General features: G+C 66.4%; 11 protein-coding genes. 7 read left to right on the forward strand and 4 right to left on the reverse strand.

Annotation, left to right across the window (positions count from 1 at the left end; genetic code table 11):
* Positions 1-82: 82 nt before the first annotated feature.
* The gene (locus HV786_RS27430) at positions 83-1,918 is read left to right on the forward strand and encodes a methyl-accepting chemotaxis protein (protein WP_175210179.1); all 1,836 of its coding nucleotides are present in this window, start codon (positions 83-85) and stop codon (positions 1,916-1,918) included.
* A gap of 264 nt (positions 1,919-2,182) precedes the next feature.
* Positions 2,183-5,533, forward strand: coding sequence for a DEAD/DEAH box helicase (locus HV786_RS04905; protein ID WP_128828916.1), 3,351 nt, complete (start codon positions 2,183-2,185; stop codon positions 5,531-5,533).
* Positions 5,534-5,609: 76 nt separating this feature from the next.
* On the opposite strand, the gene HV786_RS04910 is transcribed toward HV786_RS04905, so the two are convergent.
* Genes HV786_RS04910 through HV786_RS04925 form a run of 4 tightly spaced genes read right to left on the reverse strand, consistent with a single transcriptional unit; the run spans position 5,610 to position 9,200 of the window.
* Positions 5,610-7,247, reverse strand: coding sequence for a caspase family protein (locus HV786_RS04910; RefSeq protein ID WP_254599442.1), 1,638 nt, complete (start codon positions 7,245-7,247; stop codon positions 5,610-5,612).
* Between the two features lie 33 nt (positions 7,248-7,280).
* A complete protein-coding gene (locus HV786_RS04915; protein WP_254599443.1) occupies positions 7,281-7,901 on the reverse strand; it encodes an anti-sigma factor in 621 nt (206 codons plus the stop codon).
* Entirely contained in the window at positions 7,901-8,566 is a 666-nt protein-coding gene (locus HV786_RS04920; protein ID WP_128828917.1) for an RNA polymerase sigma factor, read from the reverse strand. Before HV786_RS04920 ends, HV786_RS04915 begins: the two co-directional genes overlap by 1 nt.
* A gap of 49 nt (positions 8,567-8,615) precedes the next feature.
* On the reverse strand, positions 8,616-9,200 hold the full coding sequence (locus tag HV786_RS04925; protein ID WP_128828918.1) for a hypothetical protein: 585 nt from the start codon (positions 9,198-9,200) through the stop codon (positions 8,616-8,618).
* 266 nt (positions 9,201-9,466) lie between these two features.
* On the opposite strand from HV786_RS04925, the gene HV786_RS04930 reads away from it, so the two are divergent.
* The 5 genes from HV786_RS04930 (at position 9,467) to HV786_RS04950 (ending at position 14,875) form a co-directional block, all read left to right on the forward strand.
* The gene (locus tag HV786_RS04930) at positions 9,467-9,925 is read left to right on the forward strand and encodes a hypothetical protein (protein ID WP_128828919.1); all 459 of its coding nucleotides are present in this window, start codon (positions 9,467-9,469) and stop codon (positions 9,923-9,925) included.
* Between the two features lie 117 nt (positions 9,926-10,042).
* Positions 10,043-10,957, forward strand: a complete 915-nt coding sequence (locus tag HV786_RS04935; protein WP_254599444.1) for a hypothetical protein — start codon at positions 10,043-10,045, stop codon at positions 10,955-10,957.
* Between the two features lie 2 nt (positions 10,958-10,959).
* Positions 10,960-12,564 carry a hypothetical protein gene (locus HV786_RS04940; protein WP_128828920.1) on the forward strand — a complete coding sequence of 535 codons (1,605 nt, stop codon included), beginning with the start codon at positions 10,960-10,962 and terminating at the stop codon, positions 12,562-12,564.
* Entirely contained in the window at positions 12,554-13,465 is a 912-nt protein-coding gene (locus HV786_RS04945; protein ID WP_254599445.1) for a glycerophosphodiester phosphodiesterase, read from the forward strand. Before HV786_RS04940 ends, HV786_RS04945 begins: the two co-directional genes overlap by 11 nt.
* Before the next feature lie 228 nt (positions 13,466-13,693).
* On the forward strand, positions 13,694-14,875 hold the full coding sequence (locus HV786_RS04950; protein WP_062839840.1) for an MFS transporter: 1,182 nt from the start codon (positions 13,694-13,696) through the stop codon (positions 14,873-14,875).
* The last annotated feature ends 96 nt before the right edge of the window (positions 14,876-14,971 follow it).

The raw sequence follows: 14,971 nt of genomic DNA on the forward strand, positions 1-14,971 counted from the left end.
AGTTCCCCGTATTGCAGTGCAGCAAAACGTGCTGTAGTGGCCGAGTGGAGGGCGCATTCCGCGCCCCCGTCGCGTGCCCATCATGTCCAAACTCAGAAATCTCTCTCTCCGGAGCAGCCTGACTGCACTGGTGCTTTTTTTCATCCTGATGCTGGTGGCCGTCGGCGCCATCGCCATGCAGCAGCTCTGGAGCATCAGCCAGAAGCAGCGCGCCATGTACACGGAAACTGTCATGCCGCTGCGCGTCGTCGTCGACGCCGCCCGTCAAGGCGCCACGCATTTCCGGCGCATGTACGTTTACATCTGGAACACCGATCCGCAAGCCCGGCAGAACGAACTGCGCCTGAACGATGAGTCCGAGAAATCGGTACTGCAAGCGCGTGACCGCCTGCAGCAGGAGCAAGACCCTGCCCTGCGTGCCCTGGGCGGCAAGCTGGCCGACACCTGGACCCGCTACAAGGCGGCCGTGAACGACGTGAAGGGACTGGCCGACCGCAACGATCCGACCGCGATGACCGTGCTGCACAAGGACACGGCCGAACTGCACGTGGCCGCGCGCAATATCCTGATGGAAGCGGCCAAGCGCCAGGAAGAGCTGGCCCGCCTGGATACCGAAGACGCCGCCGCGGCAGTCGAACGCACGTTCTGGACGTTGACCGCGCTGATCGTGTTGTGCGCGCTGATCGGCAGCATCCTGGGCCTGGGCCTCGTGCGTTCCGTCATGCGCCGCCTGGGCGGAGAACCCGCCTACGCGGCCCAGATCGCGCAGGAAGTCGCAAAGGGCAACCTGGCCGTGCGCGTGCAGCGCCGCGACGGCGACCAGACCAGCGTGCTCGCCAACATGGACGCCATGCGCGCCAACCTGGCGCAACTGGTCAGCCAGGTGCGCCAGTCCAGCGAATCGATCGCCACGGGCGCCACCCAGATCTCCACCGGCAATACCGACCTCAGCCAGCGCACCGAAGAGCAGGCCGCCAACGTCGAAGAGACCGCGGCCTCGATGGAAGAGATGAACGCGGCGGTCAAGCAGAACCTGGAGTCAGTGCAGATGGCCGCCAGCCTGGCCGGCTCGGCCAGCGAAGCCGCCGCGCGCGGCGGCCAAGTGGTCGGCAACGTGGTCAGCACCATGGACGCCATCTCCGCCAGTTCGCGCAAGATCGTCGACATCATCGCCGTCATCGATTCCATCGCGTTCCAGACCAACATCCTCGCGCTGAACGCGGCCGTCGAAGCCGCCCGCGCCGGCGAACAGGGCCGCGGCTTTGCCGTCGTGGCCAGCGAAGTGCGTGCACTGGCCCAGCGCAGCGCCAGCGCCGCCAAGGAAATCAAGCAATTGATCGGCGACAGCGTCGGCAACGTCGAAGCCGGTTCCAACCTGGTGGGCGAGGCGGGCAGCACGATGAACGACATCGTCACGCAGGTGCGCCGCGTGGCCGACCTGATCGCCGAAATCGGCGCCGCCGCGCATGAGCAGGGACAAGGCATCTCGCAGGTGGGCGACGCCATCAACCAGCTAGACCAGACCACGCAGCAGAACGCGTCGCTGGTGGAAGAATCCGCCGCGGCCGCGCACAGCCTGAACGCCCAGGCCGCGACGCTGGTGAAGCTGGTCAGCGTGTTCCGCCTGGCCGAAGACGAAGCGCCGCGCCCCGTGGCGCACGCGCAGATTGCGCAGGCGCGCCCCGCTCAGGCGCACATTGTTCAGGCGCGCGAGACGCAGCCCGAACCCGTCTCGCCGCCGCCTGCAAAGCCGCAACGCGTGCTGACCAAGCCCAGCGCGTCGCGCCCGGCTGCGGCTGGCAAACCGGCGCAGCCCCGCCGCGCCGAGGCGAAGCCTGCCGCGAAGGCTAAGGCGCCGCTGCGCGTGCCGGGCGATAGCAAGCCTGCGCAGTCGAATGACGATTGGGAAAGTTTCTGATCGGAAGCCTTTGACTTGCCGCTCAGTTCAGGCCCAAGTCGCCCACCGGTCATCGGACACATCGGGCCTGCCATCCTTCTGGGTGTCAGGCCCGATGTGCGTTTCGGCCCCCTTGCAACGCATCGTCGGTGGTGAGATTCGGCGAGAAAGCAGCATTGAAGTTACTATTAGCAACATTCATCTTTCGAGCGCTCCGCGTTGCGAGCTTGCTCTCCGTTCATCGGCGGCGTTATTCCCGGCAGCGCCGCGCCTTACTGAAGATCCGTGCAGACCGATACCATTTTTCGATTCTGGCGTGCCATCGAAGCGTGCATTCCCCAAAAAATCGACAGAGTCGATCCCCGCCACAAGACCGCGCCTGTCTACAAAATTCCCTCGACCGGGGTGCAGTTCCCCTGGGCTCTCCCTGCCCATTTGGCCAAATTCATCCGCCGCGAGCTAATGTGGCGCTACACGTTGCAGTGCGGGCTGTATGACATCAGCAAGCTATGCAATAGGATCGAGGACAAGATCGGCGCGCATGAAGACGTCTTCAGCGAAGGCCGCCCCGCCGGAGAAGGCCGCCTCTTCGACCTGAGCTTCGACGAGGAGGGCTACCCGCTAGCTCAGAGCTTTACCTTGTCGCTGGCGTGTTGGTCCGCCGGGCAGATCCTGCATTACCGCAACGGCATCGCCGTGCTGGAAAGCGGCGGCGAAACCGATTCCAGCACCCTGCCTCCCGCCGAAGAAGGCACCCCAATTCCCCAGACGGGATTTCACGCATTCGACGTACTCAGCGGCCGGCTCACGCAATGGCTCATTAACGAAGCGGACCGGTTGCGGCAGGAGAAAACGCCGCCAGGGCACCCCTGGTTCGACGAGTTCACATTGATGGTCGCGAACTATTGCGTGTTCCCCCTGGAGTTGATCCAGACGGCTTACGTCGCGAAGTGCATTCAGATCAAGCGCCCCAGAAAGGAAGAAAACCCGAACTCTCTCGAGAATGCCGTCACCCAAAGCGACGGTTTGCTCAACAGTTTCTTCGTGGACGACCTCAAGGCACTTTCCGACGCATGGGAACAAGGACGCTATGGAGCGGGCCTGCGCGAGTACATCGGCACCCGCCCGCGCGCGCAGAACGCCAGGATCGATGTCCGCAGCAAGGACGGCGTGCAAGCTGCATTTGACGCGCTGAGTCCGGACCGTATGCCGGAAGGTAGCTGGCCTTCAGAATTTCCGCTCGCATTCAGCCAACAATTGGCGGTCAACGAGTTATGGCGAAAACTTGGCGATGATTCCGGAATCTTCGCGGTCAATGGACCTCCGGGGACCGGAAAGACGACGCTGCTGCGCGACGTTGTGGCTGCCGTCGTCACCGCCCGCGCGGCAAAGCTGGTGGCGGCGGGCGACAAGGCATTTGGCGTCAAGCAGACGACCAAGCTTGGCGGCGCCTCCGTCAGCCACTACACCCTGCACCCATCGTTGTGCGGCCACGCCATCGTGGTCGCTTCGGCCAACAATGGCGCCGTGGAGAATATTTCTTTGGAGTTGCCCGGCATCAGCGCGGTGCCCCAAAGCGTCGCCAAGACCTTATCTACTCCCGCATTGACCCGCCCGGACCACTACTCCATGCTGGCCACGACCGTGCTGGGCAAGCCCGCGTGGGGACTGCTCGCCGCACGGCTGGGATCGAAAGGCAACCGTTCGGAATTCCTGTCTGCGTTCTGGTGGAAAAAGCCGTCGGAGCCCACAGAGAGATCTCCAGGCCTGAACGCCGATGAGGTCCCTTTCGCCTATGGTGACGAAGGACTGCGCTATCACCTGGAGCGCATCAGAAACAAAGCTCGCGCGCCCGTTCTGACCTGGGAAGCGGCGGTTGAGCGCTTTCGATCCGCGCAGCGTGAGGAAGGCCGGCTGCGGCAGGCATTGATCGACGCCAACGCATTGCGCCCGAATGCGGACACCCTTCAAGCGCTCGCCACGCAACTGGCGGAATCCGCAAGCCGTGTCATCGAGGGGCTGGAACCAATCCGGCGCGAGCAGGAGACCATCGCACAAGCGCAATCCAGAAAGCAGCAGGAGCTCGGTGAGCTCGCCGGCAATCTTGAGGCCGCCAACCGAAACCTCGAACGGCATGATGCCGCCAAACCGGGATTTCTGATTTGGTTGTCCACTTTGGGCCGAGCGCACCGGCAGTGGTGGAACCAGCGCCTGATCCTCGCGGACATTCACGCCAAAGCCGAGACTGCCCACGCGCGAGCCAATAGCGACCTGCGCAGCCTCACGGCCAAACACAAGGCGGCTAACGCTCGCATCAGCAAAGTCGAAAGCGAGGTAGCCCAGGCGCGACACATGCACACCCAAGCGCTATCGGACGCCGAACAGGCGCAGCGCCGGCTGGAACAGGCGCAGCAAACGCTCGGCAGCGCCTGGCCCATGTATCACGCGGAAGATGCCGTCCGCGAACTCTCCTCGCCATGGGCGACGTCCGACTGGAGACAAGCGCGCCAGGAATTGTTTCTCGCGGCGTTGGCGGTCCATCGGGCGTTCATTGAAAGGCACCCAGCCGAAATGCTCGCCAATTTAGGGCTGGCTGCGGACTGGCTGACGGGCAAGAACATGCCCGAAGCAATGGCGCAGCAGGCCTTGGACAGTCTGTGCCTTGTAGTACCCGTGCTTTCGACAACGTTCGCGTCCCTGCCGCGCATGTTCAAGCAGGTATCCAGCGAAGCCATCGGCTGGCTCCTGATTGACGAAGCCGGCCAGGCAATGCCCCAGCAGGCGGCCGGTGCAATCTGGCGCGCGCGCCGAACAGTGGTTGTAGGCGATCCCAACCAGCTTGAACCTGTACTGGCGCTACCCACAGGGCTGCAAGGCGCGCTCGCCAAGCACTTCGGCGTGGACAACCCCTGGTGGCCCGGCGACACCTCTGCTCAGCGCCTCGCCGATCAGACCATGACCATGGGCACCTGGCTGCCCGATGAGGCCATGGAGAAAATCTGGGTTGGTTCTCCCTTGCGCGTCCACCGACGCTGCGACGACCCCATGTTCTCGATAAGCAACCAGATCGCCTACGATGGCCTGATGGTCCAGGGGAAGGCCGTCAAGCAGAAATCCTACCCAGCGTGTCACTGGATCGATGTGCGGTCGGATACGAGTAATGGCCATTGGGTTCCAAACGAAGGAACGGCGGCACGCGATCTGGTGTGCAGGTTGACCGAGCAGGAGGGCGTTCCCACGGATGATATTTTCCTCATTTCCCCCTTCAAGGACTGCGCAAAGGAACTTTTCGGCCTGGCCAAGCAATTCGGACTCAATACCAAGAGAACTGGCACCATCCACACGACCCAAGGCAAGGAAGCCGACGTCGTCATCCTGGTTCTGGGCGGCAACCCGCAGAACCACGGCGCCAAGGATTGGGCCGCGCAAAAGCCGAATCTGCTCAACGTTGCAGTCAGCCGAGCGAAAAGCCGCCTTTACGTCATTGGCGACCGGCAAGCCTGGAGTCAAAGGCGGAACTTCTCGGTGCTTGCGGCAAAGATTCAGGACATCTCTTGCACGTCGGCAGCAGAGAACGGGGCGACATCCCCACCGCCCGCACGCCCTCGCTTCAGCTTCAGACTCGCATCGCGGTAGCGTAGTTTTCAAACGTCACCGCCCTCTTGCCCCTGCTCGAAAGTGCGACCGCGCCGTCTGACCCAGTGCACGAATTTCAAGGCTGGCCGGGACGCACGCCCAGCGCGCGCATCCACGGCATGTCCGGCAGTCCCTGGATGGGCGCCCCGCCCGGCATCGGAAAGCCCACGGGATTGAGCGCGGCGTCTTGCAGCACCCGGGCCCATTCGCGCGGGTCGATCGGTTCGCCCATGCGCGCGCGCACGTCCAGCAAGTCCAGCGCCGCGCGCCGGTGTCCCGCCTCGGCCGCGTCGCGGAACAGGCGTTCGGCCACGGCGTAGTTCTTGGGCACGCCGCGGCCCATGCCGGTCAGTTCGCCCAGGTAGGTCTGCGCGGGTGCGAAGCCCTGGTCGGCGGCGCGCTGGTACCAGCGGGCGGCAACGGGGTAGTTCTGTTGCACGTGCTCGCCGTTCTCGGCGATCAGGCCCAAGGTGGTCATGGCGACCACGTCGCCCGCCTTGGCGCGCGCTTGCAGCGACGCCAGCCGGGGTTCGTCCACATACTGGGCGCCCCGCTCGATCTCGTATTCCCACGCGCTCATGCGCGCCTTGATCAGGTCGCGGCCCAGGGTGGGCGACGGGCCGCGGCCCTGCGCGGTCTGGCCGCCGGATCCGCCGGGCGTCGCGGGCGTCTGGCCGTCCGCCAGCGTGGTGAACGTGACCGTGCCGACCAGGCTGCTGGCGTAGTGCGGAATCTGCCGGTAGGCGGTAGCCACCTGCACGTCGGCGGTCAACTGCTTGAAGAAGGTCTCCACGGGCGCCGTGCCGGGCAGCGCACGCAGGCCCTGCGCAAAGTAGTACGCATAAGGGCTGTGACGCGGCCCTTGATTGCCGAAGCCGTCCTCGGCGGTCGCACCGGGTTGCGTCGAAAACGCGATCAGCTCCCCGCCCGCGGGCACGGCATGCACCAGCCCGGCGGCAGGCGTGCCGCGCGTCAGGTTGGTGCGGCAGGCGTCCAGCACCATCAGGCGCGCGCGCACATTGGCGCGCCGCAGCGCCTGCGATACGCGTCGCAGGCTTAGTGAACTTTGCTGCGCCGTGCGGATGCGCACGTCGCCCAGCGGCAACGACAGGTCCACGCCAAACAGATAGTTCACGTCGTCAACGGCGACGGCGTGTCCGGCGAAGTACATCAGCGCCAGATCCCCGCCGGCGGCGCGATCGGCGAATTCGTCGACGGCGGCTTCCATCTGCGCGGTGGTCAGGTCCGTGAGCAGCGTCACATCGATGCTTCGCTGGCGCAGCGCCTCGGCGATCAGGCGCGCGTCGTTGACCGGGTTGACGAGCGCGTTGGCCGGCACGGCGTAGCGGGCGTTGCCGATCACCAGCGCGTAACGGCGCCGGGCAGCAGTCGGATTGGACGCCGCCTCGCGGTCCGCCTGGGAGGCCGCATTGGATTCGGGGTTGGGCGCCGCCGCGCTGGCGGCGGGATTGTCATCCGGCGCCGGCGCGGGCGTGGCGGGCGGGTTCGACGGCGCGGCGGACGGCGGCGGGTCGTCGTCCACCATGTTCCGATTGTTCAGCCCTCTGGCGTTGCTGCCCGCCGCCCACACGGCGGTCGCCGGTCCGCCGCTCAGGGCGGCGCCAAGCAGAGCCGTCAGCAGACGCCGCCGCATGAGGGGGTGTGCGCGCGAAACGGGTGCGCTGGCATGGGCGGGTGGGTCGATGCGCTTCATGAGGGTTCGCGAACGGGGTTTCAAAGGGGGGCTTTAAGGCGTGGGGCAGGCGCCGGCCGGCGCTGCCGTGGCGGACAGCGCGCCCAGCGCCGCCGCGGCGTCTCGCAGCGACGACTCACGCGTGGCGGCCAGGACGTAACGGCCATCGGCGTCGGGGCCGTCGACGATGGACACGGCGTACTGAGACAGGGTGTTGCGCAGTTGCCGGGCGGTCAACGCGTCGGGCAGGTCCACCACCAGGCGCGGGCACGAGGCGCCCCCGCGCGTCAGCACCGCATCGGGCGCCGCGCCGCCAACGTCCGGACCGACGGGCGCCTGTTGCGCCACCATGACGGACAGCACGATCGCCAGAGCCCAGCCCAATGGCATCAAGGGGCTGGCGGGCGTGGGCCACAGCCACTGCCACAGCCGGCGCGCGCGGGAGGCTGGCGCGCTCCGCGGACGCTGCTGCGCTAGCGCGCGCAGAAAGGCGGCATCGCGCTCGGCCTGCCCGATCTCGTTGTGCGCCAGCTGGCGGGCTTGTGCCAGGTTGCGCCAAGCCTCAAGCTCTGCCCGCAGCGCGGGATCGCGCGCGAGGTCGGCTTCGAAGGACCGGCGGGCATCCGGATCCATGTCGCCCGACAGATAGGTCAGCACTCGGTCTTCGGGAATCATCAGTCCATTCCTTTACGCGTGCAGTCGGTCACCAGCTTGCGCGCGGCGTGCAGGCGGCTCTTCACGGTGGGCACGTGCAGGTCCTGCTGCCGCGCGATCTGTTCCATCGGCATGTCGTCCAGATACAGGAACATGGTGGTACGCAGCGTGTCGCTGAGTTTGTTGATGCAATCGCGCATGCGCTTGATGATCGACAGGTGCTCGTAGGCGCGCGCCGGGTCGTTGAACTCGGACGGATCGGCCACGTGCCGCGTATCGCCGAGCGCCGCGTCCTCCCCTTCCTCATTGCCCTGCGGGCCAGTCCAGTGCACTTCGTGCCGCGTGCGGCGATGGATCTGGATCAATTCATGCAGCGATCCGCGGTACAGGTAGCCGCCCAGCTTGCTGACCGCCAGCTCATGCGCCGTCCATCCGCCCTCGGGCTGGCCGTGCAACAGGGCTTCGTCCTTGAAGGAGCGCGTTTGCAGGAACTTCATGAGCGCGTTATTGAACGCATCCACCACGCCTTCCGGCGGTGCATTGAAGAACTTCCTGCGCAGCTTCAGCGTGATGTGCTGCTCGGCCTTGTTGCGAAACGCCAGCGCGTAGCGCGGGTCGGCGTGCAGGATGCGCAGCAGCGCGTCGACGTTATTGATGACGTAACGCTTGGAATCGAGCGTGTTCATGATTCGGATTCTGGGAGCTGCGGCACCTTAGCCGCGCAGGGGCGGAAAATCAAGCGCGGCGGCGCATCGCGGCGATGCCGCGGACGGTAAAGGCGATAGCGATGGCCGCGCACAGATAGAAGCCGAATCCGAACGACAGGCTGTTCCACAGGTTGGACGCCATGTCGCCCGCCAGGCTGCGGCTGGCGCGCGAACCGCCCATGAAACCCGCGAACTGGCGCGTCGCTTCCATGACTTCCCGCACTTGCGAAACCACGCCCGCCAGCGCAATGGCCCACAACGCCAGCGGCGCGAAATAGCCCAAGCGCGCCGCGCGATGTTCCAAGAGCGAAGGCAGCAGCGGCCCCGCAACGGCCAGCAGCCACAACACGGCATACACGCCCGCGCCCGCACCCTGCCCGGCGATTGCGCCCTGCAGGCTGGCGCCGTTCTGCAGGCGAAGCATGTCGTAGAAGCTCAGGCTGGCGGCCGATCCCATCATGCGCACGGTAATGACGGCAAAGAGCGTCGAGCCCAGCAGGAACAGCAGTGCGCCCGCCGCGTCGCCGCGGTTGACGCGCCGCGCTGCGATCGCCGTCCAACGCGCCGCATGGGTCCTGGCCTGCGCCAATACGTCTTGTGCTTTGTCCTGCATGGTCTTTCCTTGTGAGGGTGAGGCGCGAAGGCCGGTACTTGTCGCTACGCGCGGCCGAACAGAAGGTTCGATTTTTTTTTGGGGTCTATTTCGGCGATTGCCATTTCGGGTTCCGGTTTATGCTTCGCCCCAACTTTTTTCGAACCTTTTCCGAATCGGCGCGTAGCCATGGTCAAGGGCTCGCCTTTTCAGCCCCGCCTGCTGGAAAGCAAACCGCCACTTCCACCTGCCGATATTTCCCACCATCAAGAACGGAGCCTTCAAACATGTCCACCCCTACCCCGCTGTCCGCCCTGTACCAGACCGTCGTGCAAGAAGAACTGGGCCTGGTCGCCAGCCAGGACGATCAAGGCGACGTGGTCTTCAAGCATCCCGATCTGGGCATCATGTACTTCAGCCTGAGCGATGCGGACCCCGAGTTCCTGCGCCTGGTCTACCCCAGCTTCGTGCAGGCCGACGAACTGGACCTGACGCGCGAGCAGTTCCTGGAAGTCATCAACGTCGTGAACAACCGCTGCAAGGCCATCAAGCTGACGCTGGCGCCCGAAAGCGCCGAACGCCCCGCACGCGTGTCGGCGTCGGTGGAGAGCTTCGTGGCCGCCCCCGACACGCTGCCCGACCTCGCCCTGCTGCGCGGCATCGCGGCGCGCTGCGTGTCGGCCGTGCGCAATGGCGTGCACGAACTGGTCAAGCTGTCGATGGAGTTCAAGCAGTCCGCCAACTGACGCGCGCCCGCGCCGCGCAATTGAAACAAGTCTGGCCCCGCGTTGTAACTTTGCGATACATTGCAGGGCTTTGACGAAAATGGCGCCCAAGAGGCGCCAATTTTTTCTGCCTCCAACATGATGTCGATGCGCCTGTCCGATTCCCGTTCGTTGCTCCTTCGCCTTGCGGCCAGCTTGCTGCTCCTGGCAGGCTTGTCCGCCTGCGCCGTCAAGACCAACTCGCGGGGCAACCTCGTGTACGGTGTGGACACCGCCGCCTTGTTCGGCACCGAGATCGGCCAGTTCCCCTTGCAGGATGGCGGGCTGGGCACCTTGCGGCGCGAAGGCAAGAACTTCTCGGTCAAGCTGTCGGGCAACCAGCGCGTGGTGCCGATCAACAACGTGGAATCGGCGCGCATCGCGCGCACCGAGAACGTCGGCTCGCGCACGGTGGTCGTGATCGAGACGCAGCGCCGCAACTGCGATTACCGCTACAGCGTGCTGGCCATCGAAGGGTCCGACGTGCTGTCGTGGGACGTGGGCAATTGCCGCGACCGGCCGGTCGTGCTGGTCCAGGATGACCGCAGCGCGCTGACTTTCGACTTCCCCAAGGGCTCGGCGATCGAACGCTTCGTCTACACGCAGGACGGCCGCATGCGCCGCGGCAACGTGAAGGCGGTGGCCGGATTGAATCCGCGCGCCAAGCCGTTCGCCGACGAGTCGCTGTATCCGCCCGGGTACATGGATTCGATCCGGCTGCATGGCGTCTATCCGCCGCCCGCCGCGCCGGCCGCCCGGCCAGGCAAGGCGGCAAAGCCCGCCAGCGGCAACCGGCCGAACCGGCGCACGGCCCCCGACGCTCCCGCAGCAGTTCAAACCCAGACGGCCAGCGGCGCCGCAAGCGCAGGCCGCGTCGTGCCGCCGCCTCCGCAACGCGTGCCGGCGGGCGACACGCCCGCGCCGGCCCGCTCGGGCACGCCATCGCGCACGCCGGCCAAGCTGGACCTGCCCGACGAGGAAATCACCTCGACCCGCCTGGATCTGAGGGATTGATCGTGCGCCAAGCCCAGATTCGCCAGATCCTCTTCCTGATCGTCCTGACGGTCATCTACCTCAGTTTCGAACTCGGCTTCAACGCCCGGCTGCTCGATGTGGTGGGCAGCCGCGCGACACCGCACGACATCGAGGAGCTGGAATTCTTCGGCCGCACCCTGTCCGGCATCGCCGCGGCGCTGGTGGTGCTGCAACTGATGCTGGCGCGGCGGCTTGCCACCGGCGGCCGGCCGTCGTACCTGAAGATTGCCGTTGCCTGCGTCGTGACGGCGCTGGTCGTCTTCAGCGCCATCAAGATGATGGTGAACGTGCTGGTGGACTCGCGCGACGGCGAGTTCCGCCGCGTTGCCACCAACGCCGGACTGCTGCAACGGTCGCTCGTGCAGGGCGACCTGCATCTGGATGGGCTGGTCGACGATGGCGTCTACGCGCGCCCCGAGGGCAAGGCGTTCCTGGCGGTGTTCCAGGTGCTGCTGTCCAACATCGACAACCTGGACGACAAGGTCGAACCCAAGAAGCGGCAGGTCATCCGCACCGACCTGCAACGCCAGATGAAGACTTTCACCTTCGATGACCGCGAAGTCCGCATGACAGCGCCGGGCATTCGGGGGTATCACCAGGTCTACACCAGCGTGATGCAGTCCGTGGCCGAACGCTGGAAGAAATATGCGGGTGTGCCCGTGGCATCGGACATCGGCCTTGCGCGCGAACAGGACCGCGCCTGGGGCGATTACCGCCGCAACCTGTCGCGCCGCGGCTGGACCCCGGAAAGCGTGCCCGCCCGCTATCAAGGCCGCGTGGTACAGGACGTGCGCAAGCGCATTCCCGTGCCTGCGGGCTGGCAGCCGCACGACCGCGCCACCTTCAACGAAGCCGTCGCGCAGCAATACTGGAAAACGATGCGCAGCCGCACGGTGCACGTCGAAGGCGACGCCATCCCGCCGGGCCTGTCGTACGAAGATTTCGTAGCGCGGCCCGGCGTGCAGAAGCTGCTGCGCCAAACGTTGATGGTGCCGGCCACCATGAACGTCGCGCCCAACTACACCGACGCCGCCGGCTTCAAGCGGCTGTACGACGGCATGCTGGACCGCGCGGTGGACGAAGCCCTGCCGCGTTTTTCGGCGAGCAGCGCGGATTTTTCGCGCGGCGGCCAGCATTACAAGCTGGGCGAAGACGCCGCGCGCGCGGCGATCGTACCGCCCGTCGCGTTGCTGTTTTCATTGCTGGGCGCGGTGGGCCACTTCGGCAAGCTGCTGTACCTGATCGTCAAGCTCATCGTCTGGCTGCGCACGCCCGCTGGCCAGCAGCCGGGACGCACCGCGACGCGGGCCGCGGGCCTGGCCCTGGTCCTGACGCTGGCCTGCGTCTGGACCGCGTTTTCGTTCATGCAGAACGGCGTCACGCAAAGCGACCTCTTCCAGCAGATGTCGCGCGTGGAAGGCGGCCGCGATGACGAATCGATCGGCCAGGCGCTGCGCCGCCACGTGCTGGCCAACGTGGCGCATGTAATCGTGGTGGGGCAAGCCTACACCTACCCCTTCAACGAGGCCGTGCGCACCTACGTGCTGGGCGGCTTCCAGTTCGGATACCACGGCAATGCGAGCTAGCCGTCTGATTGCGGCGGTGCTAGCCGCCGCGCTGCCCTGGTCCGGCGCCAGCGCCGCCTGCCTGGGCATGCAGGTGCATGCGCATCGCGGCGCGCCCGCGCTGCCCGAGAACTCGCTGGCTTCGATTCGCGCGGCCTACGCGGGCGCGTGGGATGGCGTCGAAATCGACATGCAGCGCCTGAAGGACGGCACCTGGGTGCTGCATCACGACCTGCTGACCGGCAGGACGGTAAGCGGCGTCGGACGCAAGGCCGTGCTGCAACTGTCCAGCGACCAATGGCGCGACGCCAGGCTGACGGGCGCGGGCGGCGGGACGCCCCCGCCGTTCCTGACTGATGCGCTGCGCGTCGCGGCCGCGCAGCCCGCAAAGACCTTCAATGCGGAACTGAAGGTCATCTACCGCGACTGCGCGCCGGTGTCCGAGCTGGTCGCCGGCATGAAGGCCGCGCTGCCGCACGGCAACTGGATGATCACGTCCGCCTTTCCCGAAGCGCTGCGCTGCGTGCGCGGCACCGACCGGCAGGGCTATCTGGGCCTGATCGTCTTCGACCCGCGACACGCGGAATCGCCAGGATCCAACCCCTTGGCCGGCACCCCGCTGGGCAAGGTCGTGTCGCAACGCGCCGCCGCGCCCCAACTGACGCGCCAGTGGCTGGCGAATCTGGCCGCCACCGTCGGCGCGCCCGTGGGCGTGCACGTGGACGCGCTGACGCTGGCCGCCAACCCGCAACTGCTGCGCGACGCCGCCGCACAGTCCGTGCGCGTCTTCGTGTACGCGGTCGGCGGCGATGCGGCCCTGGCGCAGCAACTTCGCGCCACGAAACAGCGCGAGGGCTATCTGCCGTCCGGCGTGATCATCGACGGCGATGCGCAGGCGTTCTGCCGGGCGGTGGGCGGATAGCGTCAATAGGCGGGCAAGTTCCTCGATGGAGGGCACTTTCAAAGCCTTGCATACGTATGCACATAGGGAGAAACCCGGAGAAGCTGCAGCATTGCTCGGCCGACCGTATCGCCCCAATTGGCCAAGTGCAGTCAGGCTGCCGACAGCCGGGCACGAAGGCCTTTCGATACACTCACGGGATTCCGCACCGATGACCGCCGCGCCGTCCGGCGCACCCACGCTCCCCTCATGTCGCATCCCGAATCGTTCAATCTGAAGCAGATCGCCGTGCCGGCGTTCGGTCCGTCGCTGCTTTACGGCATCAGCAACGGCGCGATCCTTCCCGTCATCGCGCTCACCGCGCGGGAACAAGGCGCGTCGTTCGCGGCCGCCGGCCTGATCGCCGCCCTGATCGGCGTCGGCTCGCTACTCTCGAACATTCCGTCGGCGCTCATCACCGAGCGCTTCGGCGAAAAACGCGCCATGGCCGGCGCCGCGCTGCTCAGCGTGGCCGGACTGCTGCTGGTCATTGGCGTGCCGCATCTCTGGGTGCTGGCGCTGGCCATGCTGATGCAGGGATGCGCGCAATCGGTATTCCAGCTGGCGCGGCAGAGCTACATGATCGAGGTCGTGCCGCTGGCCTACCGCGCGCGCGCCCTGTCCACGCTGGGCGGCACGACGCGGATCGGCACCTTCATCGGCCCCTTCGCGGGCGCGGCGCTGATCCACTTCCTGGGCCTGGATGGCGCGTACTGGATCGCCGTCTGCGCGATGCTCGGCGCGGGATTCATCGCCATCAAGGCGCCGGATATCGAACCCGTTCACGTCAAGGCGGCTGGCAAGCCGCGCGCCCGCATCGGCGAGGTCGCGCGCGATCATCGCGGCGTGTATGCCACGCTGGGCGTGGGCGTGATGCTGATCAGCGCCCTGCGGGCATCACGTCAGGTGGTGATACCGCTTTGGGCGGACCACCTCGGCCTGGACGCCACCACCACGTCCCTCGTCTACGGGCTGGTTGCCGCGGTGGACATGTCCGTGTTCTATCCCGCCGGCAAGGTGATGGACCAGCGCGGCCGCCTGTGGGTGGCGCTGCCGTGCACGCTGCTGATGGGGCTGAGCCTGATGGCGATCCCGCTGACGGGCGGCGTGACGAGCTTCATCCTGGTGTCGCTGCTGCTGGGCTTTGGCAACGGCATCGGCTCGGGCATCGTGATGACGCTGGGCGCCGATGCCGCCCCGCCGGGCGCGCGCACGCAATTCCTGGGCATCTGGCGCTTCATGGCCGATCTGGGCGCAAGCGGCGGGCCGGTGGCGTTGTCGGCGCTGACGGCGCTGTTGTCGCTGGGCGGCGCGTCGTTTGGGGTGGGAACGTTGGGGTTGGTCGCGGCCGGGGTGTTCTGGCGGTGGTTGCCGCGTCGGGCGTCGCCATAACAGGCCGCGGCGGGCGGTATTGACGCACCGCGTCATCGCAAACCGCTGAATCTACCGCGTCGCGGCAACCCCGCAGCGCCACGCGCCGCCCCTCGG

The organism is Achromobacter mucicolens (genome assembly GCF_902859725.1).
Lineage (GTDB): Bacteria > Pseudomonadota > Gammaproteobacteria > Burkholderiales > Burkholderiaceae_B > Achromobacter > Achromobacter mucicolens.

Coding starts and splice junctions, on each gene's coding strand:
- HV786_RS27430 (WP_175210179.1), top strand. CDS start 83: ATGTCCAAACTCAGAAATCTCTCTCTCCGGAGCAGCCTGACTGCACTG.
- HV786_RS04910 (WP_254599442.1), bottom strand. CDS start 7,247: ATGAAGCGCATCGACCCACCCGCCCATGCCAGCGCACCCGTTTCGCGC.
- HV786_RS04915 (WP_254599443.1), bottom strand. CDS start 7,901: ATGATTCCCGAAGACCGAGTGCTGACCTATCTGTCGGGCGACATGGAT.
- HV786_RS04920 (WP_128828917.1), bottom strand. CDS start 8,566: ATGAACACGCTCGATTCCAAGCGTTACGTCATCAATAACGTCGACGCG.
- HV786_RS04925 (WP_128828918.1), bottom strand. CDS start 9,200: ATGCAGGACAAAGCACAAGACGTATTGGCGCAGGCCAGGACCCATGCG.
- HV786_RS04930 (WP_128828919.1), top strand. CDS start 9,467: ATGTCCACCCCTACCCCGCTGTCCGCCCTGTACCAGACCGTCGTGCAA.
- HV786_RS04935 (WP_254599444.1), top strand. CDS start 10,043: ATGATGTCGATGCGCCTGTCCGATTCCCGTTCGTTGCTCCTTCGCCTT.
- HV786_RS04945 (WP_254599445.1), top strand. CDS start 12,554: ATGCGAGCTAGCCGTCTGATTGCGGCGGTGCTAGCCGCCGCGCTGCCC.
- HV786_RS04950 (WP_062839840.1), top strand. CDS start 13,694: ATGTCGCATCCCGAATCGTTCAATCTGAAGCAGATCGCCGTGCCGGCG.